Source organism: Dietzia sp. 2505, assembly GCF_040546785.1.
In the GTDB taxonomy this organism is placed as follows: Bacteria; Actinomycetota; Actinomycetes; order Mycobacteriales; family Mycobacteriaceae; genus Dietzia.
On record NZ_JBEPON010000003.1, the window covers coordinates 433,735 to 459,302 of the forward strand.

At 71.6% G+C, this 25,568-nt stretch carries 27 protein-coding genes; 17 read left to right on the forward strand and 10 right to left on the reverse strand.

Going from position 1 to position 25,568, the window contains the following annotated elements:
* Positions 1-42 precede the first annotated feature (42 nt).
* From ABIE38_RS08870 to ABIE38_RS08885, 4 genes are all read left to right on the forward strand, one after another.
* Positions 43-426: a hypothetical protein gene (locus ABIE38_RS08870; RefSeq protein WP_354055472.1), complete on the forward strand. Its 384-nt coding sequence runs from the start codon at positions 43-45 to the stop codon at positions 424-426.
* Positions 427-451: 25 nt separating this feature from the next.
* Positions 452-751, forward strand: coding sequence for an RNA-binding S4 domain-containing protein (locus tag ABIE38_RS08875; RefSeq protein ID WP_502914747.1), 300 nt, complete (start codon positions 452-454; stop codon positions 749-751).
* A complete protein-coding gene (locus tag ABIE38_RS08880; RefSeq protein WP_354055474.1) occupies positions 748-1,302 on the forward strand; it encodes a hypothetical protein in 555 nt (184 codons plus the stop codon). The genes ABIE38_RS08875 and ABIE38_RS08880 overlap by 4 nt, the downstream gene beginning before the upstream one ends.
* 98 nt (positions 1,303-1,400) lie before the next feature.
* The gene (locus tag ABIE38_RS08885) at positions 1,401-1,784 is read left to right on the forward strand and encodes a hypothetical protein (RefSeq protein WP_354055476.1); all 384 of its coding nucleotides are present in this window, start codon (positions 1,401-1,403) and stop codon (positions 1,782-1,784) included.
* Between the two features lie 61 nt (positions 1,785-1,845).
* On the opposite strand, the gene rraA is transcribed toward ABIE38_RS08885, so the two are convergent.
* Entirely contained in the window at positions 1,846-2,328 is a 483-nt protein-coding gene (gene rraA / locus ABIE38_RS08890; protein ID WP_354055477.1) for a ribonuclease E activity regulator RraA, read from the reverse strand.
* A gap of 134 nt (positions 2,329-2,462) precedes the next feature.
* On the opposite strand from rraA, the gene ABIE38_RS08895 reads away from it, so the two are divergent.
* From ABIE38_RS08895 to ABIE38_RS08905, 3 genes are all read left to right on the forward strand, one after another.
* On the forward strand, positions 2,463-3,629 hold the full coding sequence (locus tag ABIE38_RS08895) for an amidohydrolase family protein (protein ID WP_354055479.1): 1,167 nt from the start codon (positions 2,463-2,465) through the stop codon (positions 3,627-3,629).
* On the forward strand, positions 3,626-5,146 hold the full coding sequence (locus ABIE38_RS08900; protein ID WP_354055481.1) for a phospholipase D-like domain-containing protein: 1,521 nt from the start codon (positions 3,626-3,628) through the stop codon (positions 5,144-5,146). The genes ABIE38_RS08895 and ABIE38_RS08900 overlap by 4 nt, the downstream gene beginning before the upstream one ends.
* Before the next feature lie 110 nt (positions 5,147-5,256).
* Positions 5,257-6,330, forward strand: a complete 1,074-nt coding sequence (locus ABIE38_RS08905) for a hypothetical protein (RefSeq protein WP_354055483.1) — start codon at positions 5,257-5,259, stop codon at positions 6,328-6,330.
* A gap of 25 nt (positions 6,331-6,355) precedes the next feature.
* Here the strand turns inward: ABIE38_RS08905 and ABIE38_RS08910 are convergent, their stop codons facing one another.
* Together ABIE38_RS08910 and ABIE38_RS08915 are read right to left on the reverse strand one after the other, a co-directional pair.
* Positions 6,356-7,246 (reverse strand): oxidoreductase, encoded by an 891-nt coding sequence (locus ABIE38_RS08910; RefSeq protein ID WP_354055485.1) that lies wholly within the window; start codon positions 7,244-7,246, stop codon positions 6,356-6,358.
* Positions 7,247-7,328: 82 nt separating this feature from the next.
* Positions 7,329-8,123: a MerR family transcriptional regulator gene (locus ABIE38_RS08915; protein WP_354055487.1), complete on the reverse strand. Its 795-nt coding sequence runs from the start codon at positions 8,121-8,123 to the stop codon at positions 7,329-7,331.
* A 102-nt stretch (positions 8,124-8,225) separates the two neighbouring features.
* Here ABIE38_RS08915 and ABIE38_RS08920 point away from each other — a divergent pair, with 102 nt between their 5' ends.
* Positions 8,226-9,791, forward strand: coding sequence for a succinic semialdehyde dehydrogenase (locus ABIE38_RS08920; RefSeq protein ID WP_354055488.1), 1,566 nt, complete (start codon positions 8,226-8,228; stop codon positions 9,789-9,791).
* A gap of 82 nt (positions 9,792-9,873) precedes the next feature.
* Here the strand turns inward: ABIE38_RS08920 and ABIE38_RS08925 are convergent, their stop codons facing one another.
* Positions 9,874-10,452, reverse strand: coding sequence for a copper resistance CopC family protein (locus tag ABIE38_RS08925; RefSeq protein ID WP_354055490.1), 579 nt, complete (start codon positions 10,450-10,452; stop codon positions 9,874-9,876).
* Positions 10,449-11,294, reverse strand: a complete 846-nt coding sequence (locus tag ABIE38_RS08930) for a DUF6474 family protein (protein ID WP_354055492.1) — start codon at positions 11,292-11,294, stop codon at positions 10,449-10,451. The genes ABIE38_RS08925 and ABIE38_RS08930 overlap by 4 nt, the downstream gene beginning before the upstream one ends.
* 195 nt (positions 11,295-11,489) lie before the next feature.
* Here ABIE38_RS08930 and ABIE38_RS08935 point away from each other — a divergent pair, with 195 nt between their 5' ends.
* Entirely contained in the window at positions 11,490-13,085 is a 1,596-nt protein-coding gene (locus tag ABIE38_RS08935; protein WP_354055494.1) for a TM0106 family RecB-like putative nuclease, read from the forward strand.
* 182 nt (positions 13,086-13,267) lie between these two features.
* Entirely contained in the window at positions 13,268-13,972 is a 705-nt protein-coding gene (locus tag ABIE38_RS08940; RefSeq protein WP_354055496.1) for a hypothetical protein, read from the forward strand.
* Between the two features lie 80 nt (positions 13,973-14,052).
* On the opposite strand, the gene ABIE38_RS08945 is transcribed toward ABIE38_RS08940, so the two are convergent.
* The 3 genes from ABIE38_RS08945 to ABIE38_RS08955 form a co-directional block, all read right to left on the reverse strand.
* Positions 14,053-14,820 carry an SDR family NAD(P)-dependent oxidoreductase gene (locus tag ABIE38_RS08945; protein ID WP_354055498.1) on the reverse strand — a complete coding sequence of 256 codons (768 nt, stop codon included), beginning with the start codon at positions 14,818-14,820 and terminating at the stop codon, positions 14,053-14,055.
* Between the two features lie 77 nt (positions 14,821-14,897).
* A complete protein-coding gene (locus ABIE38_RS08950; RefSeq protein ID WP_354055500.1) occupies positions 14,898-16,970 on the reverse strand; it encodes a neutral/alkaline non-lysosomal ceramidase N-terminal domain-containing protein in 2,073 nt (690 codons plus the stop codon).
* A 157-nt stretch (positions 16,971-17,127) separates the two neighbouring features.
* Complete coding sequence (locus tag ABIE38_RS08955) at positions 17,128-17,730, reverse strand: superoxide dismutase (RefSeq protein WP_354055502.1); 603 nt, start codon at positions 17,728-17,730, stop codon at positions 17,128-17,130.
* A gap of 160 nt (positions 17,731-17,890) precedes the next feature.
* Between ABIE38_RS08955 and ABIE38_RS08960 the strand changes: the two genes are divergently transcribed.
* On the forward strand, positions 17,891-18,331 hold the full coding sequence (locus ABIE38_RS08960) for an NUDIX hydrolase (protein ID WP_354055504.1): 441 nt from the start codon (positions 17,891-17,893) through the stop codon (positions 18,329-18,331).
* A gap of 15 nt (positions 18,332-18,346) precedes the next feature.
* Here the strand turns inward: ABIE38_RS08960 and ABIE38_RS08965 are convergent, their stop codons facing one another.
* Positions 18,347-18,520, reverse strand: a complete 174-nt coding sequence (locus ABIE38_RS08965) for a hypothetical protein (RefSeq protein WP_354055506.1) — start codon at positions 18,518-18,520, stop codon at positions 18,347-18,349.
* 104 nt (positions 18,521-18,624) lie between these two features.
* Here ABIE38_RS08965 and msrA point away from each other — a divergent pair, with 104 nt between their 5' ends.
* Entirely contained in the window at positions 18,625-19,302 is a 678-nt protein-coding gene (msrA, locus tag ABIE38_RS08970) for a peptide-methionine (S)-S-oxide reductase MsrA (RefSeq protein ID WP_354055508.1), read from the forward strand.
* 130 nt (positions 19,303-19,432) lie between these two features.
* Here msrA and ABIE38_RS08975 read toward each other — a convergent pair whose 3' ends face one another.
* A complete protein-coding gene (locus ABIE38_RS08975; RefSeq protein WP_007629661.1) occupies positions 19,433-19,636 on the reverse strand; it encodes a cold-shock protein in 204 nt (67 codons plus the stop codon).
* Positions 19,637-19,906: 270 nt separating this feature from the next.
* On the opposite strand from ABIE38_RS08975, the gene ABIE38_RS08980 reads away from it, so the two are divergent.
* The 5 genes from ABIE38_RS08980 to ABIE38_RS09000 all read left to right on the forward strand — a co-directional run bounded on the left by ABIE38_RS08980 (position 19,907) and on the right by ABIE38_RS09000 (position 25,540).
* Positions 19,907-21,751 (forward strand): pyruvate kinase, encoded by a 1,845-nt coding sequence (locus ABIE38_RS08980; protein WP_354055511.1) that lies wholly within the window; start codon positions 19,907-19,909, stop codon positions 21,749-21,751.
* A gap of 109 nt (positions 21,752-21,860) precedes the next feature.
* Entirely contained in the window at positions 21,861-22,703 is an 843-nt protein-coding gene (locus ABIE38_RS08985; RefSeq protein ID WP_354055513.1) for a DUF4328 domain-containing protein, read from the forward strand.
* Positions 22,704-22,706: 3 nt separating this feature from the next.
* Positions 22,707-23,519 carry a glycerophosphodiester phosphodiesterase gene (locus ABIE38_RS08990; RefSeq protein ID WP_354055515.1) on the forward strand — a complete coding sequence of 271 codons (813 nt, stop codon included), beginning with the start codon at positions 22,707-22,709 and terminating at the stop codon, positions 23,517-23,519.
* Positions 23,520-23,575: 56 nt separating this feature from the next.
* The gene (locus ABIE38_RS08995) at positions 23,576-24,529 is read left to right on the forward strand and encodes a DUF5926 family protein (protein WP_354055516.1); all 954 of its coding nucleotides are present in this window, start codon (positions 23,576-23,578) and stop codon (positions 24,527-24,529) included.
* Positions 24,530-24,628: 99 nt separating this feature from the next.
* Complete coding sequence (locus ABIE38_RS09000; RefSeq protein ID WP_354055518.1) at positions 24,629-25,540, forward strand: DUF8176 domain-containing protein; 912 nt, start codon at positions 24,629-24,631, stop codon at positions 25,538-25,540.
* Positions 25,541-25,568 lie beyond the last annotated feature (28 nt).

Sequence of the window (25,568 nt, forward strand, 5' to 3'; positions counted from 1 at the left end):
ATTCGATCCAGGCCACCCCGGCCGCCGTCACGGAAGGCATACATGGTCCGCCGTCGCCCTGCCGCCGTGTCCGGTGCCGTGTTCGTCGGACTTGTCGCCGCACTCGTGGTCGCGCTGTGCCTGTCGATCGCGATGATCGGCGGGCCCGCCGCCTCAGCCCAGCAGACCGGTTCCGGGGCGAGGGTCGAGGTGACCGATCTCCCCGTGCTCAGCGAACTCCCCCCGCTCCCGGTGGAGGGGGACTCGCCGGAGGAGGGGGACGGGGCGGACTCGTCCTCGCTGGGGATCTCCGGGGTGCAGACCGTCGCTCTCGGTCTGGCCGCCGCGGTCCTCGTCGCCGGCGGGATGGGCCTGGCCCTGGTCACGAGGCGCGGCCGTGCGGCGCTACCGGAGGAGCAGGCCCCACCCTCTGGTCCCGCCCCCTGACGGCGGGGCCGATAGGCTCGGAGGTATGAGCCGCCATATCGCAGGACGCGGACGGGTCGCGCGGGTGACACCGCCGGCCGGTCCACCAGTGGACGACGTCGAATGTGATCTGGGCAGCAAGCTGACACTCGGCCAGTTCCTCAAGCTGTCCTCGTTGCTCGACTCCGGGGCGGAGGCCAAAGACGCCGTCGCGGCGGGCTCGGTCAGCGTCAACGGGGAGGTCGACGTGCGGCGTGGTCGCGGACTGGCCGACGGAGACGTGGTGGCGTTCGGTGGCCGCGCGGCCCGAGTGGTCGCCCGTGACGGGCAGGGGAGGCCTGAATGAACGAGATGACGTCCGGCTCCGTGCAGGCCCCGGTGGTGCTGCACGACGACGACCCGGGGGCCCGCCGCTACGCGGAGTGGTTGGCGGAGGAGTTCGACACCCGCAGCTCCCACCACGACTCCGTGGATCCCGCCGAACTCGTGGTGGCCGGGACGGTGGTCCTGGTGACGGGCATGCGTCCGGGAGGCGGTCTGGGTGGCTCGGGGTTCATCAAGGACAACTGGGAGGCGCTCGTGGAGGCCGGTCGCCGGGTCGCCGTCGTCATGGTGGGCCCCACCCCGGTCACCGACGACGCCCGGATCGACCTGATGTCGAGCGAGTTCTCCGCCGACCAGCTCCGGGACCTCAAGCTTTTCCAGTTGCGCGGCGTGGTGACCCCCGACCAACTCGGGTTCCGGCAGCGGCTGGGCATCAAGACCGCGCTGGCGGCTCTGCGCCGGAAGCCGGACCTCACCCCGGAGGAGGAGTCGATGCTCGAACTGGGCGGGCTGGATCTCACCGACAGGGTGTCCCTCGGTCCCCTCCTGCGGTGGATCAGACGCGAGGCATGATCCGGCCGGGGCGCCGGTCGCGGAGGGTGTGATACCCGTTACACTTCGTGTGGACTGCCCCACGCCCGGGTGGGGTGCCTACCCGGAGGTTCCCTGACATGCGCACCACCATGCTCGCCGCGGCGTCGACCGCTCTGATGGCCACCGCCCTGCTGGTCGGGGCCGGTTCGGCGTCGGCGGCGCCCGAGGAGCCGACGGACCCGTTCTGCGTGTGGATCCAGACGATGAACGGCGCCCGCTGCATGTCGGTTGATCCCGCGACCATCGACGCGCTCGGCAGTCTCGGCTACGGCTCCCTCGGCACCGGCTCGCTGATGAACCTGCTGACGACGCTCATCAACACCGGTTCCGTCGTCCTCTCCGTCGACGTGCCCAATTCGACCGGGTCGTACGCGCCCGGGTCGCTGGGCAGCTACGGGCCGGAGGCCTCGATCGGCGAGCTGTCGGTCGGCTCGGTCGGCACTTTCGCGGGCGCGTCCTGATCAGCTGACCGCTCGGCGACCCCGTCGGCCGTCACACCCGGGGGTGTTGCGGGCGCCAGGGTCAGCGCACCACGATCCCGTCGGAGTCCGCGTAGAGCATGTCGCCGGGGACGAAGTCGACCCCGCCGAAACTCACGGTGACATCCCGCTCCCCGGCGCCCGTCTTGGACGACTTGCGGGGGTTGGTCCCGAGGGCCTTGCATCCGAAGTCCATCGTGCCGATCACCGCGGAGTCGCGGATCGCGCCGTGGACCACCACGCCGGCCCAGCCGTTGGATCGACCGAGTTCCGCGATGAGGTCGCCGACGAGCGCCGTGTGCACGCTCGCGTCCCCGTCGATCACCAGGACCCGGCCCTCTCCGGGCTCACCCAGGACGCTCTTGAGCAGCGCGTTGTCCTGAAAGCACCGGACCGTGGAGATCGGGCCGAAGAACTCGGGGCGGCCGCCGAGGTCGCGGAACTGGGTGTCGCAACTCCGGACGCCCTCGCCGATCTCGTCGACGAGGTCAGCGGTGGGGACGAATCCGGTGGGGGTGTCGGTCATGGCGGGCCCTCCTGGTCTGAGTTCGGTCTCCCTCCACGCTATCCGGCGACGCTGCCCCGGAAGACCTCGGCCGTGGGGGACAATGACGTCCGAGGGTGTCACCGAAATCCGTCTAGACGTAGGAGGACCGATCCGTGGCCAGGTACGAGCTCCTGATCCACGCCCGCCGCGCCGTGGTCGACGGTCGTATCCAGCAGGCCGCGGTGGCGGTGGACGGCGGTGTGATCTCCTCCGTGCGTACCGGGTCCGAGGCGCGGGACATCGGGTTGGCAGGTGACCACACGATCGATCTGGGTGACGACGTCGTTCTGATGCCCGGTCTGGTGGATCCGCACGTGAGCACCGAGGACGTCGCGGTGGGCACCCGTTCTGCCGCCCTCGGGGGGATCACCACCGTGGTCGACTACGGGACGAACGGCGACCCGTCGGCCACCGACCCGGAGCAGGTCGACCGATGGCGTGAAGGCGTGACCGGCGAGTCCTTCGTCGACGTGGGCCTGTGGGGCGCCGCGGTGCCGGGCAACCCCGGACGGCTCGGCGCGTTGCTGGACCGGGGCGTGTTCGGCGTCTCCGCCGTGGCGGACGGGAAGGGCGTCGCGGGAACCCCCACCCTGAACAGCGGTGACCTGGCGGCGGCGGCGGAGGAGGTCGCCGGCCGCGGCGGGCTCTTCGCCGCGGACGCCGGCGTCGAGGACCTCCCGATACTGCTGGACGTCTGCCGCCGGACCGGTGGTCGGCTGCACCTGCGGGCGGTCGCCGACGCCGAGGAGTTGCCCTTGCTGCGCGGGGCCAAGGCCGAGGGACTGCGCGTGACCGCCTCCACCAACCCTCACCTGCTCGCCCTGGTCTCGGAGGTCACGCACGGGGGCGCGGCCGCCGCCGACCTGGATCCCCCGATCCGGGACGCCGCCACGCGCGAACTCCTCTGGGACGCCCTCCGCGACGGCACCATCGACGCGATCGCCTCCGCCCGACTCGGTCTCTCGGTGGTGTGGACGGAGGCGCGCCGGAGGGGATGTAACCTCTCGGACGTGGCCAGGTGGATGTCCGGGACGACGGCCGCGATCGTCGGTCTCGAGGACCGGGGGGAGATCCGGACGGGCCTGAGGGCCGACTTCACCGCCGTCGCCGACGACGAGGCGTTCGTCGTCCTCCCCGGTGCCCGGGAGCTCGGTTCCGCCGATTCGGTGTACGCGCAGAGGGCCCTGGCGGGAGTGGTCCGCTGGACCATGACCGACGGCCGGTTCGTCGATCCCCGCTCCCTCCCCCGGGGTGCCGTCCTGTCCCGCTCCGCCACATGAACCCCGCCGTCGACCGACTGGCGTTCCTCCCCTTTCCGGCGGGCGTGACCTCGGCCCTGCTCATCACCGAGTACGCCATCAAGATCCTCGCCCTGGGCATGGTGCCGGAGAATCGGCAGCCCTCCTCCTCTCAGGCCTGGTTGCTGGCGATCCTGTTCATCCCCATCGTCGGGGTGCCGCTGTTCCTGCTGCTGGGAAACCCGTACATCACCGGCCGACGGCACGTCATCCAGGCCGAGGCCAACCGGCTCTACGAGGAGGCGCTGGAGAAGTGGCCCACGGTCCCCGACGGCGTGCGGATCCCGCCCGGGGTGCGCACGGTTCTCGAGATGAACCGAAACCTCACCGCGATCCCGTGCATGTCCGGTGAGTTCGTGGGGCTCTACTCGGACTATGCGGCCTCTCTCGCCACGATGACGGACGCGGTGAGGTCCGCCCGGGACCACGTGCACATCGAGTTCTACGCCCAGTCCTGGGACGACGAGACCGACGAGTTCTTCACCGCCGCGGTCGAGGCGGCGGAGAGGGGAGTGACGGTCCGGGTGCTGGTCGACCACCTCGGGTCCCTGCGGTACCGGGGCTTCAAGGTGCTACGACGACGGTTGCGCCACTCGCCGGTCGAACTGCACCTCATGCTGCCGATCAACCCGTTCGTCGGTCGGTTCCGCCGGCCCGACCTGCGCAACCACCGCAAGATGCTCATCGTCGACGGCGACCACGGGTTCATCGGCTCGCAGAACCTCATCGCCCGGAACTACGGCAGCCCCCGGAACACGCGGCTCGGCCGGGAGTGGGTGGACCTCATGATGGAGGTCCGGGGCGAGATCGTCCAGGCGATGAACGGGGTGTTCGCGGTGGACTGGTACTCCGAGAGCGGTGAGGTCATCGAGACCTTCGAGGAACTCTCCCGCGGCACGTCGGTCAGCGCCGGAGGCGCGGGAGGCGACCCCACCGCCGGCGACCCGGTCAGCGCCTTCCAGCTCGTCCCGTCGGGGCCCGGATACCGCACGCAGCCGAACCTGCGCATGTTCACCCAGCTCATCGGCCAGGCCGAGCACCGGATCAGGATCGTCAGCCCGTACTTCGTCCCGGACGAGGCCTTGCTCCACTCGATCACCTCCGCGTCCTACAGGGGTGTCGACGTGGAGTTGTTCGTCCCCGAACACGCGGACCAGTTCATGGTCCACCACGCCCAGCGGTCCTACTACCGTGCACTCCTCGAGGCCGGGGTGCGGATCAACAGGTTCCGCTCGCCGGCGGTACTGCACACCAAGATGATGTTGATCGACGACTACGGCGGGGTGGTGGGGTCGAGCAACATGGACCAGCGGTCCTTCAACCTGAACTTCGAGATCAGCCTGCTGGTCCTCGGTGGGGAGGCGCTGACCGAGATGAACGACGCGGTGGACGCCTACCTCGAGGAGAGCACGTCTCTCGGTCTGGGGACCTGGCAGCGCCGTCCGTGGCCGGGGCGGTACGTCGACAACGTCGCGCGGCTGAGTTCGGCACTCCAGTAGGGGACGGCCCTGCGGCGGGACCCGGCCCGGCAGTCCGGATCGGCCCTGTAGTAGTACGCTTTGCGTGCGCGGGTCGGCAGGGCCCTGCTCATGACGAGAGGCCAGTACAGATGCCCCAGAACCGTGGTTCCGGACTCCGGACCAGGCGCATCGGCGCCGTCGTCGCCGCGACCGCCCTCGCGGCGGTCGCGACCCCGGCCGTGGCGCACGGCCAGGAGACCTCGGGCTCCGACTCCTCGGTGCCCACCCAGACCGGCAACACCAGCGTCGACGGCCTGACCGGACTGATCCCCGAGGAGATCGTGGTCGGCAACCCCGGCTTCGGCGCGGGATCCGAGGGGTTGCGGGACATCGGTAGCGGAGTGGTGCCGGACGCCGCGCTGTCCGTCGGTCAGGTCCTCGGCTCGGTGGCGCCGCTCGAGGCGCTGGGGTCGGCGGGTGGATCCGCGGTGGCCTCCGTGGCCTCCTCCGGCAGCCTGCCCGGGTCCGTCTACGTCAACCCGACCGGTTCGATCGGGTCGGGCACCATCGGACTCGGCTCGCTCTCGATCCCCGAGTACATCTTCCCGGTCCTCAGCGTGCAGTTCGCCGGCGGGTTCTTCGCCGCCCTGGCCGAACGCCAGGAGGCCGGGGAGCTCTACCCGCACGAGCTGACGTTCTGGAACGACGTGGTGGTGGGCTCGGCCGAGGCCGGCGGGTTCCTCGAGGACGCCGCCGCCGAGGCCGGCACCGAGCTCCCCGGCGCACTGGCCGGGAGCATCGACGCGGTGCAGCGTTCCGCGCTGCAGGACCCGTTCGAGGAGAACGAGCGCCGCAGGGCCGTCGCGGAGGCCGCGGCTGAGGCGGAGGCCGCGGGCGAAGCGGGGGCCGAGACCGACGGGACCGATGACGCGGTCGGTGCCGAGGGCGCCGACGGTGCCGGCGACGAGTCGCGCGACGAGATGCCCATGCTGACGGACGCCGCGGGCACGGATTCGCCCGCGGTGCAGGTGCAGCCGGTGCAGGTCCAGGCGGTGCAGGCCGCCCCGGTTCGGGGCGACCAGGCCACGGGTGCGCAGGCCCAGGCATCGGGCCCCGCGACCCTGGCCGCCACCGGCGTGGAGACCACCGCGATCGCCGGTCTGGCCACGGTGAGCCTGCTGGTGGGGGCCCTGTTGCTCGCGGGGTCCAGGCGCCGCGGCTGAGCCGCGGGCGGGGCTCAGCCCGTCGTCATCGACTCCCTGTCATCTCCGCGCACCGCTCCCACAGGGCCGCCGCGACCTCGCGGTCGTGAGAGGCGCGGGTGGAATCCACGATCGTCGGGTACCCGCTGAGCTCACCGAACCCGTCGGGGCCTACGTACGCGCCGCCGGGGACGGAGTCGACGGTGGCGGCGTAGAGCTGGGGCAGGGCCCCGCGCTCGGCCGGCTGGACGAGGAACGGGATCTTCTCCGCGACCCGCATCATCAGGTCCTGGACCCGGCTGCCGCTGCGGTACTGGAGATTGGTGGCCGAGTACCCGGGGTGCGCGGCCACGGCCTTCAGAGGTGACCCCGCCGCGTCGAACCGACGCTGCTGCTCGTAGGCCAGCATCACGCAGGCGAGCTTGGTGGCCGCGTAGACTCCCATCGGCGAGTACTTGCGGCGCGTCCAGTCGAGATTGTCCGGGTCGACGGTGCCCCTCTTGTGCATCATCGAGCCGAGCCACACCACCCGGTCGGTGAGCACGGGGACGAGCTGCTCGGTGAGCGCGAAGTGGCCGAGCACGTTCACCCCGAACTGCATCTCGTGGCCCTGGGCCGTGCGCGACTGCGGGATGTTCATCAGTCCAGCGTTGTTGATCAGCACATCGGGTCGCTGGTCGGCCAGCACCCGGCCGGCGGAGCGGACCGAGTCCAGATCGGCCAGATCCAGTTCCACGACCTCGGCCCGCTCCGGATGCGCCAGGCCGGCCCGGGCCGCCTCGGCGCGGGTGGTGTCCCGGCACGCCATCAGAACCCGGGCGCCCGCCGCGGTGAGCGCCCGGGTGGACTCGAGTCCGAGGCCGGCGTTGGCGCCGGTGACGATGAAGGTCCGGCCCGTCTGGTCGGGGATGTCGGCTGTGGTCCATCGACTGGTCATGCGTCCAGGGTACGCACGACCGGCCGCGATCCGGACGAACATGCAGCGCAACCCGGAGCGGATCGGGGAGGGACCACCGGGATCAGTCCCAGGTGGCGGTGTCGGGGTCCACGCCGTGCGCGCGGGCGTCGGCCTCGACAGCGGCCTCGATCCACCCGGTCAGTCCCGGCTCGAGCGAGTCGTACGTCTCGCTGAAACGAGGGTCCTGCCGGTACATGCGCGCCAGCAGTACCTGCATCGAGCGCGTGCAGTCGTAGAACGTCGAGATCGACTCACGATGCCGCTCGACCAGCTCGGTGGCACGGGCCGAGGCGGGGTCCACCCCGGCCCGCTTGGCGGCGGCCAGGTCGGTGTTGAGCGAATCCGTCTCGGCCTTGACCCGGCGCCAGTCCTCCTTGGACATGTCCCTCGTGCGCTGCTGCGACTGCTCCCACTGCGGGGTGTCGCCCCACTGCTGCTGCGCCTCTGCCTGCCAGTCCTCGTTCCAGTCGGTGCCGAAGATCTCGGCGCGGTCCTCGGGCGTCAGTGGTGTGTTCACGGCGATCGCCTCCTTCAGGCGGTCTACTGCGGAGACCATCTCCTGCAGGTGTGAGATGCGGTCGAGGAGCAGCTCGCGCTGCCGGGACAGGTGGGCGCCCTCGTCGACGTCGGGGTCGTCGAGCAGCACACCGATCTGCGCCAGCGGAAGGCCCAGCTCGCGGTAGACCAGGATCCGGTGGATGCGCGCGACGTCGTCGTCGTCGTACACCCGGTAGTCCGACCACGTCCGCCCGCTCGCCGGCGCCAGCCCGATCCGGTCCCAGTGGTGCAGGGTCCGGACGCTGACGCCGACGAGGTCGGCGACCGCGCCCACGGTGAGCCCGTCACTCCTCGTCATTCCTCCAGCATCTCTCACATCGACCACCCTGGGCCCTGACGCGACGTCAGGGTCAAGGGCGAGTCGGTACCGCGTCGGCTTACCCGTCGGTAACATCGGGGTATGAGCCGACCCACACCCCGTGTCTACGACCGACTCCGCGACCTCGTCGCGATCCCCGAATTCCGCTCCGATCCCTCGAGTCGGGAGTCAGCCGTCATCGAAGAGGTCTTCACCGGCCATCCGCTCGCCGAGATCCCCGTGGGCACCGCCGACGACGCGGTGGCGGCCGTCGAGCGGGCCCGCGCCGCCCAGGTCGCGTGGGCCGACCGCGAGCCCGCGGACCGCGTCGCCGTGCTCAAGCGGTTCGCATCCCTGGTCATGCGCAATCGCGAGCAGCTCATGGACATCGTCCAGGCGGAGACCGGCAAGAGCCGGGCCTCGGCCCAGGAAGAGGTCCTGGACTGCCTGATCACCGCACGTCACTACGCCAAGACGGCCCCGGGGTTGCTCGCCCCCAAGCGGGTCCAGGGCATGCTCCCGGGGCTGACCAAGGCCGTGGTCCGACGCCATCCCAAGGGTGTCGTGGGCGTGATCGCGCCGTGGAACTACCCGCTCAACCTCGCCGCCACGGACGCGCTGGCAGCCCTGGCCGCCGGTAACGCCGTGGTGATCAAGCCCGCCTCCATCACGCCGTTCTGCGCCCTCGCCGCAGCCGACATGCTGTACCGCGCGGGGCTGCCCCGCGACCTGTTCCAGGTGGTCCCCGGTTCCGGCCGGACCGTCGGCGGGGCGATCGTGGAGAACGTGGACTACCTCATGTTCACCGGTTCCACTGCCACCGGCCGCACGCTCGGTCGCCAGTGCGGCGAGCGGCTCATCGGGTTCTCCGCCGAGCTCGGCGGCAAGAACGCCATGATCGTCGCGGCGGGCGCCGACCTCGACGAGGTCGCCGAGGTGGCCACACGCGCGTTCTTCTCCAACTCCGGCCAGCTCTGCATCTCGGTGGAGCGCGTGTACGTGGAGAGGTCGGTGGCTCCTCAGCTCATCGAGAAGCTCACCGCCCGCGTCCGGTCCATGAGCGTGGGCCCGGGCTACGACTTCGAGGCGGAGATGGGCAGCCTGATCTCCCGGGACCAACTGGACACCGTGACCGCGCACGTCGACGACGCCGTGGCCAAGGGTGCCCGCGTCCTGGCCGGCGGGCGCCCCCGCCCGGACCTCGGCCCCCTGTTCTACGAGCCGACACTGCTGGCCGACGTCCCGGAGGACGCCACCTGCTTCGGCGAGGAGACGTTCGGCCCGGTCGTGTCGATCTACCCGGTCGACTCGGTGGACGAGGCCGTGGCCAAGGCCAACGACACCGAGTACGGGCTCAACTCCTCGGTGTTCGCCGCGTCGGACTCGGAGGGTGAGGAGATCGCCGCGCGGCTGCGGACCGGCACCGTCAACGTCGGGGAGGGCTACGTGGCCGGCTGGGGATCGGTCGCGGGCCCGATGGGCGGTATGGGCGCCTCCGGCGTCGGCCGCCGGCACGGCGACGAGGGCCTGCTCAAGTACACCGAGGCGCAGACCATCGCCACGCAGCGCGTCATGCACCTGGGTGGGCCGTCGTTCCTGCCCCGCACGCGGTGGCACAAGATGCTCGCGCCCGCGACGGACGCGATGCGTTTCCTGCCCGGCCGCTAGGTCGGTCGCGCCTCACGGCGAGCGGCGGCGTCCCGGGGTCCGGGGCGCCGCCGCTGACCGCAGTGTCGGGTGCCGGCCGCCGTCAGTTGCCGCGGCGCAGCAGCACGAACGCGCCGCCGATCAGCAGGACGGCCAGGCCACCCACCACCCACAGTGCCGGGTCGACGCCGGAGGACGCCTCCCCCGAGGTCTCGTCGGCGACCTGGTTCTCGGCCGGGTCCGACCGGTCGCCCACGGGGTCCTCGGCCGGGACGCCGGTGGCGCCGGCCGCGGACTGCACGGTGAAGACCGAGGATCCGCTCACGACGTGCCCGTCGGCCGAGGTCACCCGGTAGCCGACGGTGTACGCGCCGTCCGCGAGGTCGTCGACCGTCACGGTGACCGTCTCGCCCTCCACCGTCGGCTCTCCGACGACGAGATTGGTGCGGTCGTCGCCGGTGGTGACGGCCACCGAGGCGAAGTTCTGGTTGATCTCCTCGTTGAATGTCAGTGAGACCCGGTCGGGCGAGGTCTCGAGGGTCGCCCCGTCCTGCGGTTCCACCGAGACGAGGACCGAGTGCGCCGCGGCGACCGGGGCGAGGACGGTGGCCGGCGCCGCCGCCCCCACGATCATGGTGACGGCGAGCGCGGTGGAGGCCAGCCGGGCCCGGACCGCGGTCACGGGGTGACGCCGAGGCGGGCGAGCACGTCCTTGTTGACCCGGTCGAGTTCCCCGGAGATGGCGGAGTGCACCTCGCGGCGCTGGGAGGTCGGGGTGGTCTCGGCGGTCTCGACGGCCGTGCGCAGATCCTTGAGGCGGGACCGCGTGGACGCGATGAAGTCCTCGACCTGGCGATCCCCACGGCGCCCGACCTCGAGCTGGTCGAGGGTCTGTTCCAGCCGGACGATGCGGGCACCCAGGGCCGCGCCCGGGCCGGTGGCGTCGATGCCCGCGGCCTTGAGATCCACGGCTCCGGCCCCGGCGGACTTGTCGGCGGAACCCTGCGCGTTGGACACGAGCTTGTAGACCATCGGCAGCAGGACCGGGGTGGCGACCTTGGCCAGGCTCAGCCACCGCTGCACGTCCTCCTTGCCGAGTTTGGTGCCCTCGAGCTTCTTCAGCTCCATCTCGGCGAGCTGGTACTCGTGCTTCCGGCCCGCCGCCTCGATCTTCTCGGCCGCCTTACGGTCCTTCGCCATGAACTTGGCCTCTCGCTTGAGAGTGGCGCGTTCCTGCTTGGACATCGTCTTCTCGGCCTTGCGGTCCCGCCTGGACGCCTTCTGGGCCAGAGCGTCCTGCCGCTTGGCGCGCTTGGCCTCCCGCTTGGCCTTCCGGTCGGCGTTCTTTCCCTCCAGTTTCGCGCGCTTCCTGGCCTCGGCCAGTTCGACGCGATGCGCCTCCTTGGCCTTGTGCCGGGTCTCCTTGGCGGCGAGCTTGGCCTCGGTCATCGCCGTGGCCTTGAGCGCGGAGGCGTGGGCGCGGAGTTCGGCGCGCTTGTCGCGGTAGGTCGTCAGCTTGCCCATGGGCGTCGATCCTTCTCTCGTCGCGAACATCAGGGTCCCAGCCTAGGCGAACAGTCCGCCGGTGAGCACCGGACCGGTGTCCGGGCGCGGTGTGCGCCATGATGGACGTCGATGGACGGTGCCCGGAACGGATCGAGTGGGGACCCCGGCGGTGCGGTGGCGGGACCGGCGTCGGGGTCCAGGTGTCTACACCGCGTGGCCCGGGAACGGGACGCCGGTCCCACGTGGTGGCGGACGGCTCCGCTCGACGAGGGGGTGCGGCTGCGGGCGATGGCCGCGGCCGATCGCCGCGCCGGCCTCCGTGAGCGCGCGCTGCGCAGCGCACGGCCCGATGCGCTGGTGGTGGACGTGGTGGGGGACCACTGGACGGATCTGCCGGGTGACGTCCCGGGCGACGACGACGACGCGGTGACCCGTCGGGCCCTGTCCGAGGGGGCGACCCTGGTGTGGGGCGCCGCCCTGCCCGCCGACCCCGACACCGGAAGGGCGGGTCTGCGCTGCACGCTCGCCGCGGTGCCGGAGGGCGGTTACGCCCCTGTACTGGTGGTGAACCACAAGGTCGTGGACCCGCGGCGGAGCCGGCGGTCGGCGGGGGCGCTGGTGACACGTCTGCTCGACTGGGAGCCGGCCCCCGATCCGACGCTGCGGCTCCGTCGTCATCCCGCGGACCTGGACCGCCTCGTCCACGCGTGGCATCTCCTCGACGTGCTGGGGTACGCGGCCCCGCACCCGGTCGGGGCGGTGCTGGGACTGGGGTCCGCGCGCGCGGTGGTCCACGAGCTCGAGCCGGTCCTGGCCGCGGCCGACCGGAACCACGCCACGCGGCTGGCGGTACTCCGCGGCGAGCTCGACACGGTGCCCAGCCGGGTGGGCGAGTGCCGCACCTGCCCGTGGTGGGAGGGCTGGGACGACCGGGGGACACCTGTGACCGGGTGCCGCGACCGCCTGGTCATCGCCGACGACGTGAGCCTCGTGGTGGGCGGCGGACAGGTGGGGCCCGTGCGTGCGGCGGGCATCCGCACGGTGGCGGACCTCGCCGAGGCGGGGCCCGAGCGCCCGCCGGACTGGAACGGCGAACCGTTCTCCGACGCCGTGCTGAGGGCCCGTGCGCACCGGGACGGCGATGTCGTCGTCCCCAAGGTGGCCCGCCCCGCCATCCCGCGCGCGGACGTCGAGGTGGACGTGGACCTGGAGAGTCACCTGGACGACGGCGCCTACCTGTGGGGGACCCTGCTCACCCTGCGGGACGGGCGTCGCCTCGAGACCGAGGGTTACCGGCCGTTCGCCACCTGGGCACGGTTGCCGGACCCGGGCGAGGGTCGCTCGTTCGCCGAGTTCTGGCGCTGGCTCACCGGCATCCGGGACAGGGCCGAGGGACAGGGGCGCACCTTCCGCGCGTACTGCTACTCGAGGTCCGCGGAGAACGGCTGGATGCTCTCGACCGCCACCAGGTTCGGGCCGGAGGGCACGGTGGCCGTGGTCAGGGGCGTCCCCTCGGTATCCGAGGTGCGAGAATTCATCTCCTCGCCGCGGTGGGTCGACGTCCACGAAGCGGTGGCCACCCAGTTCGTCTCCACCTCCGGGCTCGGGCTCAAGGTGGTGGCGCCGGTGGCCGGATTCCGCTGGCGCGACCCGGACGCCGGGGGCGAGCAGTCGATCGGGTGGTACCGCGATGCGCAGGCCTCGAGGGGGGTCGAGCGGGATTCGGGCAGGGAGCGCATCCTCGCGTACAACGAGGACGACGTCCGCGCGACCCGGGCTGTGCGGGAGTGGATTTCACGCGCTTTCTAATTGAGTTCTCACTGAGAGAGAGCTGTTGCTTCCCTTAAATTCAGGGATATGGTGGGGATAAGGGCGAAAGTTTACGACGCTACCCGATCGTCGCGGCCGGAACCCGAAAGCTATAGACCAGCCCCTCGAGTGTCCCGTCGCGAACCCACGTCGGATGCCGCGCCATACAAGGAGACGAACCCATGACGTTCTCGATCCGTAGGGCCGCTGCCGTCGCAGCCGCCACCGCCCTCGCCATCTCCGGGGCGACCGCCGTCGCCTCCGCCCAGGATGGCGGCACCGGAAGCCTGTCCGCCGACAGTCTCGGAGCCGACAGCCTGGGCGCGCTGAGCAGCGACTCGGCAGGGGAGGGCTCGCTCCCGCAGGACCTCGGCTCGCTCATCCTCGAGGCCAACGCCACCGGCGAGGGGTCCCTCGACACCTCGGGCTCCGCCATCTTCGGTGAGCCGTCCACCGGCTCGCTGGCGCCCCTCGCGGGTTCCGTCGTCGACGCCGCCGGGTCCATCACCCTGACCGACCCGGCACCGGGTACCGGCTCCGTCGACGCCAGCGGCTCCCTCCTGGACGAGTCGCTCGTCGGTTCGGTCGAGCCGGCCGCGGCATCGGTCGCCGGCTCGCTCGGGGTCGGCGACGGCGCCACCCTGGTCCTCGGTTCGGACGCGGGTTCCCTGCCGGGTGCGGGTTCGCTCGGCCCGCTGGTCCTGGTGGGCGGGTCCGCCGCGGCCATCGGCGCCGGGATCTACTTCTGGCCGCAGATCCAGCAGGGACTCATGGACGCCGGCATCATGCTGCCGCCGCTCCCGGGCATGCCGGCTCAGCAGCCCGCTCCGGCTCCCGCTCCGGCTCCGCAGGCTCCGGGCCCGGACACCCCGAACGGTCGCGGCTGAGCCTCGCGCGTTCACCACGCGTAGCTGCACGCAGAAGGCCCGCCCCCGCCGGGGGCGGGCCTTCCGCGCGTCTGCTCAGATCAGCGCGGGGCCATGCGGAGGGCGCCGTCCATGCGGAAGCTCTCGCCGTTGAGGTAGTCCTGCTCGACGATGGCGTTTGCCAGCTGCGCGTAGTCGGACGGGCGGCCGAGGCGCGACGGGAACGGGATCGCGGCCTCCAGCGACTTCTGGAACTCCTCGGTCAGGCCCTTGAGCATCGGCGTCTCGATGGTGCCCGGGGCGATGGTGTTGACCCGGATCCCGAACTGCGCGAGGTCGCGCGCGGCGCAGATGCCCATCGAGTACACGCCGCCCTTGGAGGCGGCGTAGGCGATCTGGCCGACCTGGCCCTCGTAGGCGGCCACGGAGGCGGTGTTGATGATGACGCCGCGCTGGCCGTCGGAGTCGACGGTGTCCTGGGTGGACATGGCCTCGGCGGCGAGCCGCAGCACGTTGAACGTGCCGACCAGGTTGACCGAGATGCAGGTCTGGAACAGGTCCAGGGCGTGCACGCCCTTCTTGGAGACGATGCGGGCGGCCGGGGCGATGCCCGCGCAGTTGACCACGACGCGCAGCGGGGCGGCCTCGGTCGCCTTGGCGATGGCGGCCTTTACGTCGTCCTCGCTGGTCACATCGGCGGGGAGGAGGGTGATCCCCTCGTCGATGCCCTGCTCGACGGCCTTGTCGATGGACTGCTGGAGGTCGAGGCCGAAGACGATCGCGCCCTTCTCTGCGAACGAGCGCGCGGTGGCGTTGCCCAGACCGGAGGCGGCGCCGGTGACGATGACGGAAGCACCCTTGATGTCCACGGGCGATGTCCTTTCTCTCTAGGAGGCGAGCACTAGGACGTGCAAGCACTTACCGGCCCAGTGTTCCAGAACCGTGTTCAGCGCACGTCGAAGGCCGGGCTCTCCCCCCGCACGGGGAACAGTCGGCCGTCGATACCCCGCCCGGAGGCGGTGTACACCACCCGGTACTCGCCGGCCGGTGTCCCCGGGGGGATGTCCCAGGTGATGAGGGCGTTGGTCACCGTGAGCAGTCCCTCGAACACGATCATCGTGGACCAGTCGCCGTCGTCGTGGACCCGGACCCACCGGCCGGCGTCCCGGCGCTCCACTGCGAGGTAGGTGTCACCCCGCCGCAGGTCGGAATTGGGGTTGGTGCCGCAGAACCGGACCGCGACCCGCTGGCCCACCCGGTACCCGGGCAGCGGCGGGTCCAGGACGTCGCCGAAGTTCCGCAGCGGCGCCGGGGTGTCCACGAGCGGGTTGCCCAGGGGGGAGACCGGGATCTGCCCGGTGAGGTCCCGTTCGGAGGTCCCCGGGTCCAGGGGGGTGCCCGACCGCATCGAGCGCGCCAGGTCGGCGGCCACCTGTTGGATGGCGGGTAGTGTCCAGGGCCCGAACGCGGTGGCTCCGCCCTCGTAGTTCTGGGCCGAGTACTCCTCCGGGGTCGTGACGTAGTGCCCGTAGGCGTTGGAGTACCCCTGCACCGTGATGTGGTCCTCGGGGACGGAGAGTTCGGCCGCCAGAGTGCGGCGCAGGCGCAGTCCCGCCACGACGGTCGGCTCGAAACCCAGGCTGAACAGGTAGTGCCCGCCGAGCCGGACGAGGTGGAACGGATACACCCGTTGGATGGCGTGCGGCACCAGACCGACGGGCAGCAGGACGTCCTTGGCGCCGTGGGCCTCTCGCAGCCAGGCGGGGATCACGACCTCGGAGATGGCTCTGACCTCGGGGTTCCCGCCCCTGTCGCCCTCGTTGAAGGGCAGCTCCTCGGCGCCCCCGCCGTCCTCCTGGCTGCCGGCGGCGAACGCCGCGCCGAGGGCCGCCACCGCGGTCCGGTGCGTGCGGCCGTCGCCGGTGAACTCCGGCCGCACGTCGACCGCCGACATGTCGACCCAGCGGTGGCGGACGTCGATCCCGCCGCCGAGCGGGCGGACGTTCCGGCCGACCTGGTCGCGGGCTGCGGCGAACTGCCGCTCGCCGTTGATACGGGTGTTGAGCCACTCGTCCGGCGTCGGCCCCTGCCCGGGTTCGAGGTCGAGATTGGGGCTGACGTCACCGGGGTTGGTCTGCGCGAAGGCGGTCACCAGCGCCGGGGTCCCGCCGGCCAGGTAGTCCTGGCCGGCGGCCTCGCGCTCCCAGTACCAGGCGGCGTACCCCTTGTTGTCCGAGGAGGACAGTGCGTTGGCGGCGGTCATGGACGTGGCGTGCGAGGCGAACCAGTTGATCACGCCGACCAGCCGTTCACCCCTCGTGATCTGCAGGGACTGTGACCGGGGGTCGATGCCGGTGGGGAAGTGCGCGCGTTCGTCGGCGGAGTCCCGGTCGAACGAACCGCGGGAGCGGTTGACCCCGGCGTCGTACAGGTGGCCCATGGTGACCCCGACGCTCGACGGCGCGAGGTCGTGGTGCGCCATCCGGACGGCGTCGACGATCCCGGCGCAGTTGGCGTCGAAGGTGACGGGCCGGAACCCGAGCATCGAGAGGTCGACCATCGGGTGACCGGACGTCCCGCCGGGTGCGGCGTGGGTGTGCGTGGCCGTGATGACCACGTTTCCCTCGTGATAGGTCTCGCCGAACTCCGCGGCCAGGCGTCGCAGGACCTCCTGCTGGATGGACTGGAAGACCAGCCCGATCTCGGCGGTCACGTGGACGAACCTGGGTGACGACGGCGAGTCGGCGAAGACGAACGCCCGGGCCCGCTGCCGCAGATGCAGACCCACGGAGTGCTGTTCGGTGTCGGCATACCCGTTCATCCCGGCCCCGAGGGACTCCCCGGTCATGTCGCCGATGCCCCGCCCCACATACATCCGGGTGGCCTGCGCCGGCGCGACCGCGGGCAAGACGGAGTGCAGCGCGACCACACCGCCGAGGGCGGCGGCCCCGCCCAGGACGGTGCGGCGCCGGATGCCGCGACGACCGGCTCCGTGGCGGTCGGTGACGTGGTGAGACATCGGCATAGGGCTCCCAGAGTGCGCGGCGGCCGGTGACCTTGGTCACCTCATGGGACGACAGAGTACCCAACTGGACGCTTGACCGGGGAGGCCCCCGGGTGGACGAGGACGGGCCCCCGCGCAGCTGCGCGGGGGCCCGTTCGTCGGCTGGGGGTGTTCAGCCCTTGGCGGCGGTGTAGCGCTCGGCGACGTCCGCCCAGTTCACGACGTTCCACCAGGCCTTGACGTAGTCCGGCTTGACGTTCTTGTACTGGAGGTAGAAGGCGTGCTCCCACATGTCCAGCATGAGCAGCGGGGTCATGTTGATCCAGATGTTGCCCTGCTGGTCGGTCAGCTGCTGGATGATCAGACGCTGCCCGATGTGGTCCCAACCCAGAACCGCCCAGCCGGACCCCTGCAGGGTCGTGGCGGCGGCGTTGAAGTGGGCCTGGAACTTGTCGAACGAACCGAACTCGGCGTCGATCGCGGAGGCCAGCTCGCCCTCGGGCTTGTCGCCACCGTCGGGCGACATGTTCTGCCAGAACACCGAGTGGTTGGTGTGGCCACCGAGGTGGAAGGCCAGGTTCTTGCTGAGCAGCGGGGCCTTGGTGGAGATGCTGCCGTCCTCGCGCGCCGCGGCGAGCTGCTCGAGCGCGTCGTTGGCGCCCTTGACGTAGGTGGCGTGGTGCTTGGAGTGGTGGAGCTCCATGATCTCGGCGGAGATGTGCGGCTCCAGCGCGCCGTAGTCGTAGGCGAGGTCGGGAAGAACGTACTCGGCCATAGTGGTGAGTCCTCTCTGTTGGGTGACGGGCTGCGCGTGGGTCCTGCCCATGGCGCCCGTCACGACGTCCGGTTCCCACCATAGTGATCGCACACCGGCGGTGTCGGCCACCGGAACAGCGGCTCTCCGGGTACCCGTCCGACCTGCCATGATCGGAGGCGTGGATCTCTCCGATTCGACCCCTGTCCGCGTCATCTCCGTCTCCGCGGTGGTCCTGAGCCGACCGGACGGGGCCGTGGTGACCGTGCGCAAGGCGGGCACGGACCGCTTCATGCTCCCCGGAGGCAAGTGGGAGCCGGGGGAGTCCCCGCTGGCCTGCGCGGTGCGCGAACTCGGGGAGGAACTCGGGGTGACGATCGCCCCGGAAAAGCTGACCCCCCTCGGGCGGTTCGACACCGCGACGGCGAACGAGCCCGGGTTCAGGCTGGTCTCCGAGGTGTTCGCCGCGGAGACGGAGCAGGCCATGGAACCCCGGGCGGAGATCGCCGAGGCCCGCTGGCTGACGCCCACCGAGGTCCGCAGCGTCGCGGAACTCCCGGAAGGCGAGTGCGCGCCGTGGGCCCCCCTACTGGTCAGGGTGGCTCGTGAGAGCTTGGCGTGACGGGGCGGGCGCCGATCAGACGGCGAGGACCGCGATCAGTGCGAGGAGCAGCAGGGCGGCGGTGAGGACGCTGACGGCGAGGTTCCGGTGACTGACGTGGTCACTGCACCCCGACCCCTCGAAGGGCTGGGACGAGCCGCGGTCGAGAATGTCGCGCAGCTGCTGCGCGGCGGGCTTTGAAGCGGTCACGTCGAGCTCCCCACTGGTCGATCTGCGGCTCACCCTATCGCGAACTATGGTGTTCGTCACATCACGTCCGGATCACGCCGCCGCCGCGGGGTTACCCTGGCTGCATGGGCTGGCTACAGGACGCGATCAGACAATCGACGATGCGCACCGCGACCGAGGTGATCGACGCAGACTCGGCTCTGCCGGGCAGGTCCCAACCGGTCGCCGTGGCGCCGACCAACATCGTCACCGGCAACCCGATGGTGCCGCCGTTCCCCGAGGGGTACGAGACGATCGTGCTGGGGATGGGCTGTTTCTGGGGTGCTGAGAAGATCCTCTGGCAGCTCGAGGGGGTGTGGACCACGGCCGTCGGCTACGCGGGCGGATGGACTCCCAACCCCACCTACGAGGAGACCTGTACGGGTGCGACGGGCCACACCGAGGCCGTCCTGGTGGTGTTCGACCCCGAGGTGCTGCCTGTCGAGCGGCTGCTCGCCACGTTCTTCGAGTGGCACGACCCGACCCAGGGCATGAGGCAGGGCAACGACATGGGGACGCAGTACAGGTCCGCGGTGTTCGCCACCACGACCGCGCAACTCGAGACGGCCCGTCGACTGGGGGCCGCCTATGAGAAGGAACTGGACGCGGCCGGTCGCGGGCCCCTGACCACCGAGTTCGGGTTGCTCGGGGAGGTCCGGTCCGGTGAGTTCGCCTACGCCGAGGACTACCACCAGCAGTACCTGGTGAAGAACCCCGGCGGGTACGACTGCCACGTGCGCAGTGGTGTGGCCTGCCCGATCTGAGGTCCCGGGGGAGTCCGCTCCCCCGGCCCTCCATCGGCGGCTGCCCCGGACATGCGGAAGGGCCCGGCCGGGATCACTCCCTGGCCGGGCCCTTCACGTCGATGCGGCGTCAGATCGCTCTGACGTCAGATCACATCGGGGTGATGTTCTCCGCCTGCAGGCCCTTGGCGCCCTGCGCGACGTCGAAGGAGACCTGCTGGTTCTCCTCGAGCGAGCGGTAGCCCGAGCCCTGGATGGCGGAGAAGTGCGCGAAGACGTCGGCGGAGCCGTCGTCGGGGGCGATGAAGCCGAAGCCCTTGTCAGCGTTGAACCACTTCACGGTGCCGGTAGCCATATTGGCGTCCTTTCGAGAGTCGGCACTCCGCTTGTCGGAGTACCAGATGATGCAGCAGAGAGCGTGCTGTGTGTTTCCCTGCGGTGCCGCATCGTTCTCTCTCAAGAACGGTGGATCTACAGAAATACAACGTACGTTTTCAACTACTGAGCAGAACCCTACAGTCTCAGAGCCAGTCCGTCACCCCCACGGGGTGTCCGGCAGGTGAATTCGCTGTTCCACCTCGGTGCCCGGCCGCCCGGACGGGCCGGGTGCGGTGAGACTGGGCGGGTGTACTCCGACCTGACCCGCGAACTCGACTCCATCCTGGGAGACCTCGGCCCCGGCCGCGCCGGGCGGGCGCGGGACATGGAGGGGGTGGACCCGACCCACCGTGGGGGCGCCCTGAACCTCGTCGACTACGCGACCCTGCGCCGGCACGACCTCCGGGACCTGCAGGACCGACTTCTCGACGCCGGCGTGTCCCCGCTCGTCGGCTGTGAGGACGACGTGGAGGCGGCTCTCCGGGCCGCCCGCGCCGCGCTGGCCGCGCTCGAGGGGCAGGACCCGACGCACTTCGCGGACCGTCACACCACGGCAGCCGCGCGTGCTGCCGGCGACGCGGCGTTGGCGGCCCACGCGGACGCCCTGCTGGGAACTCCCCGCCCCGGCCGGTCGGGCCGGGTGATGGTGACGTTGCCGTCGTCGGCCGCCGACGACCCCCGCCTGGTCCTGGACCTTGCCGCGCGGGGCATGGGGCTGGCGCGGATCAACTGTGCTCACGACGACCCGGCACGGTGGGAGGCGATGATCGACGGGGTCCGCGCGGCGGAGCGGGCCGTCGGCAGGAGGATCCCGGTCTCCATGGACCTGGCGGGACCGAAACTGCGGACGGGGCCGGTGACCCTCGGTGCGCCGGTGGGCAGGGCGCGGGTCACCCGGGACCCGGGAGGCGGGGTGGTCGACCCGGCCCGGATCTGGTTCACCCGCCAGGGTCCCGATCCGGACGACACGCCGTCGCCGCCCCCGACGCGTGGACACCCCCCGCTGTGCGTCCGGGTGGACCCTCGGTGGCTCGCCGCGCGATCCCCGGGGGACGTGATCGAGGTCCCCGACGCGCGACGGCTCAGGCGGCGGTTCACCGTGGTGTCCGCGGGGGCGGACGGCGTGCTGGCGGAGGGTGACCGCAACGCGTGGGTGCGCGACGGGACGCTGATCGACTGCGACTTCGAGCACACCCGGGTCCGCGGCATCCCCGCTGTGCCGCGCCGGATCCGCGTCCACCGCGGAGACCCGATCCTGCTCACCGTGGACATGGAACCGGTGGAGCCGCCGCGATCCGGCGAGGAGATCCGACTGGGGTGTGCGCTCCCCGCGGTCGTGGAGGCCCTGTCGGTGGGGGACCGCGTCCTGTTCGACGACGGGGTCATCTCCGCGGAGGTCGTCGCGACCTCGATCCCGGGTCAGGAGGGCGGGCCCTGGGCCCGGCTGGAGGTGGTGCGCTGCCGCGAGGGCGGTCGATGGCTGGGGTCGGAGAAGGGCATCAACGTCCCCGGGCTTGAGGTGGACACCCCCGCACTGACCGACGAGGACCGGCAGTGCCTGCGCTTCGCGTCCCGGCACGCGGACATCGTGGCGCTGTCCTTCGTGCGGACGAGGGGAGACGTCACCGACGCGGTGGAGGCGCTACGGGCGGAGGTCAGGGAATCGGGGCGGGAACTGGGGTTGCTGCTCAAGGTCGAGACCAGGCAGGCCTACCGCGCGCTGCCGGACCTGGTGCTGGAGGCGATGCGACACGACCGGATCGGGGTGATGATCGCGCGCGGTGACCTCGCCGTCGAGATGGGTTTCGAGTCGCTCTCGGAGATCCCGCGCAACATCACGCTGATGTGCCAGGCGGCCCGGGTTCCGGTCGTGCTGGCGACGCAGGTGCTGGAGTCGCTCGCGAAGACCGGCATGCCGTCGCGCGCGGAGATCTCCGACGCGGGCTCGGCGCAGCGGTCCGAGTGCGTGATGCTCAACAAGGGGCCCTACGTGGCGGAGGCGATCGAGACCCTCGACGCGATCCACTCGCGGATGGGCCGGATCCAGCGCAAGGCGTTGCCGTTGATGCGCCACGTCGACAGTTGGGACTGAACTCCGCCACCACCGCCACGCCACGCCACGCCACCCCACCCCACCGCCACGCCAGGCCGCGACCGCCACTGCGGTCGCGAGCCACACGTGCTGTGCCAGCATGGTCGGCATGACCTCACCGCGGCGGACCGGCCAGTGGCGCTGGGTCGCGCATCCGCCGTGGCGTCCGCCCGTGGAGGGGACGAGGCCTCCGGCACCCAGGTACCGCTCGGGACCGGCGTGGGGGGACCGGACCCCGGCCTACCCCGCGACCCCGAGGTGGGGACTCCCGCTGGTCGCGATCCCTCGTCGGCTCGAGTACCACGAGCCGCCGTCGCGCCCACGGCTGGCGGCGGCCGCACCCGGGATCGTCGGGGTGGCGGGGACGTGGTTCGCGGCGACCGCCGTGGTCCACGGACTGCGATACGCGGTGCTCGCCTGGTACGTCGAGCGCCTCGCCCCGTGGTGGGTGGAGGCCACCACCACCGCGTTGGTGTGGGTGGCGGGAGTGGTCGCGATCGCCGTCGGGGTGGCTGCGGCGGTCGCGGCGACCGCGTGGCTCGTCGAGACCCGTCGCGCCGTCTACTCGCCCGCCCCGGACCCGCGGAGACGGGCGGGTCTCTGGGCGGGATGCCTCCTCCCCGTCGTCAACTGGTTCCGGATCCCCGTGTACCTCGCCGAACTCCGGCTGGCCTCGCCCCGCGCCCCCTCCAGGTCCGAGCTCCTCCGGTGGTGGGTGGCCGTCGCCGTGAACGGGATCATGGTCGCGCTCGCGCTGTGGCGGGGCACGGGTGAGGGTTCGCAGGCGGCGGCGGACACGGTTCTCCTCACCGCACTGGCGGCGGCCGCCGCGGTGTGGGCGGCGCGTGAGACCCGGACCGTCATGCGGAGTTTCGATGAGCCTTCCCCGCGGTTCACCCGGCGGCTTCTCCCACAGGGGATCGTGAACACGTCCCCGGCTCGAGAGGAGTGAGACGTGACGGTCCCCGCGACCACACATCTGCGGTCCACGGTGTCCACCGGGAGCGGGGTCGTCGCCCATCGAGGGGCCTCGGCCGAGTTCCCCGAACTCACGCTCGTCGCCTACGAGAAGGCCCTCGAGCAGGGCGCAGAGGCGCTCGAGGTGGATGTACGGCTCACCTCCGACGGTGTCCCGGTGCTCCTGCACGATCCCCGGACCGCGCGCGTGGCGGACCGCGACGTCTGGGTCCACTCCAGCACCCTGGACGAGCTGTCCGCGCTCGACCTGGGCACCTGGCATCCGGTGCACCGCCGGCCCGAACCGCTTCTCACGCTGCGCAGTCTCCTGGTGATGGCCGAGGCGTACCCGCACGTGAAGTTGTTCCTGGAGACCAAGCACCCGGTGCCGACCGGCGGCCGCGTCGAGGTCGCGCTCAGGGACGAGCTGAGGTACTTCGGACTGGACCGGCCCGCCTCGCACGCCGAGTCCCGCGCGCTCATGATGAGTTTCTCCGTGATGGCGGTGCGACGGTTCAGGCAGCTGGCACCGCAGGTGCCGACCGTGCAACTCCGCGAGCGCGGCAACGTCCTCAAGTCGTGGCCGGCCGAGGGATTCGGCGCCCAGTTGATGGGTCCGAGCATCGGCGCGCTCCGGGCGCGGCCGTGGTTGGTCGAGTACTGGAGGTCCAGGGGGATGGGCACCTACTGCTGGACCGTCGACGACCCGGCGGACATGCTGCTGTGCCGCGACCTGGGCGTGGAGTGGGTGGCCACCAATGTCCCGTCACGGGCGCGGGGCGTCCTGGACGGGCCCACGCGTCACAGCTGACCCGGCCGCGCCCGGCCCGATCCGGCGCTCCCGTGTGACGACGGGGCCCGAGTCCGATGTCCGGCGGACGGGCCGCGCGGGCGCACCGTATCGTGGTGCCCGTGGGTAGACGTCAGCGCCATAATGAGCCCAAGTCCGGCGGCAACCGCCAGGCCAAGATCGCCGCTCGCGCGGCCGAGCGTGAGGAACTGAGCACGGAACCCCGGCCGTTCGCCGGGTTCGCCGGTGAGTGCGACATGGTCGCGATGCGCGAGTTCGTGCCGTCGGCGACCGCGCGACTCACCACCACCGCCGAGAGGCGCGAGATCACCCTGGCCACTGTCCTGCCCGGGGCCATCGCCGGCCTCGTGCGCGACGACGAGCTGGGCGGTGAGGCCATGGTGGGCCTCCAGGTGCAGGTCCACGGACCCGACCCGGCGGCCGACCTCGCCTACGCGGTGGACTGGGCCTCGCGTGCCGGGGGAGGGGAGACCCTGACGTCCTCCCACCCGGACGAGTCCACCCCGGCGTTGGAGGACGTCGTGGTCGCCGACGCCCCGCTCGAGATCGCGGTGCACGGCGACTTCTCCTGGTGGCTCGCCGAGGGCGCCCAGGTCAGGCCGGAGATCGCCCAGGCCATCAAGAACGCCAACGAGGTCATGATGCCCTCTGCCCGGGTCGCGGCCGACGGCATCGAAGCGGCCTGGTGGGTCGACGCGGGCGAGAAGGCCCACGTCCGCTGGGTGCGCCCGGAGGACGAGGACGCGCTGTTCGAGGCCCTCGCGCGCGTGCACTCCGCCGGCGGCCTCCATCTGGGCGACGGGTCCCGGTTCGCCGGGTCCTTCCGTACCCACGGGCTGCTCGTGCCGGTGTTCGACCTGGACCCGGAGATGCACCACCAGGAGTGGGCACCGGGACTGCTGGAGCTCGACGCACGACTGGACGAGGCGCTGGCGAAGGACGGTCCGCTCACCTCCGACGAGCGCGCGTCGCGTGACGGCCTCCGGGCACGTCAGGTCACCCTGCGCTGACCCGGCACCGGCCCCCGACCGGGCCCGGAGGCCTCTAGTATCCCCTCGGGCGACCACCGGGTCGCCGGCCGGACGTGTGGCGGAGGGGGTGTGGCCGGCGTGGCCGACCAACCGAGACGGGGCGACGACGACGAGGCGACGCCCTCCGAGGTGACCGTCCCCCCGTGGCTGCGGACCGGGCCGACGCCCGAACAGTCGGCCGCGGCCCCGGAGTCGGCCCCGGCCGCGGCGTCGGACTCGGCGCGGGCACCGACTCCGGATGACGGACGCGGCGACGAGGTCCCGGGGCGTGCAGGCACCGGACCGCAGGGGCCCTCGCGGGAGATCACCCCGAACCGCATCAGGTTGGGTCGGGGAGGGCGGGCCGACGAGCCGGCCCGAGAGCCCACCGCCCGGCCCGACGCGGAGAGGAGCGGGCGTCGGGCACGAGACCTGTCCTCCCTGCCCCTCGGTGCGGACAGGTCGGTCTCCGAGCGAGCGGTGGGCGCGGGGCCCGAACCCACCGCGTCCCCGACCCACGGTGGTCGCGCACGCCGTCTCGGGGTGTTCGCGGCAGCCGGGGTGGCGGTGCTGGTCGGGTCGGCGGTGGTCGGGTTCCTCCTCGCCCGCGGGGCTCTCTCGCCGACCGGTGAGGAGGCGGCGGACTGCGTCCCGGTCTCCGAACCCGGCCGCGTGGTGGGCGACGGCCCGGGGTCGCTGGACTCGCCGTTGGAGACGGTGTTGGCCTTCGACCACGCCTACTACGTCGAGCGCTCGGCCGAGAAGGCGTTCGAGGCCGTCTCGCCGTCGAGCCGGATGGCCCCGGACCGGTTGCACGCCGACGGGGTGGACCGGGTGCGCGAGGGCACCACGCACTGCGTGGACGCCCGTGAGCTGTCGCCCACGCTCCTCGAGGTGAGGCTCACCGAGTCCGCGCCCGACTCGGAACCGGTGGTGATGCGGCAGCGTGTCCGGGTGGCGGAGAACCCCGACGGCACCTGGGGGATCGTCTCGATCACGCCCGCGGGATGACAGGCCGGCGCCCGCAGGATGACCGGTA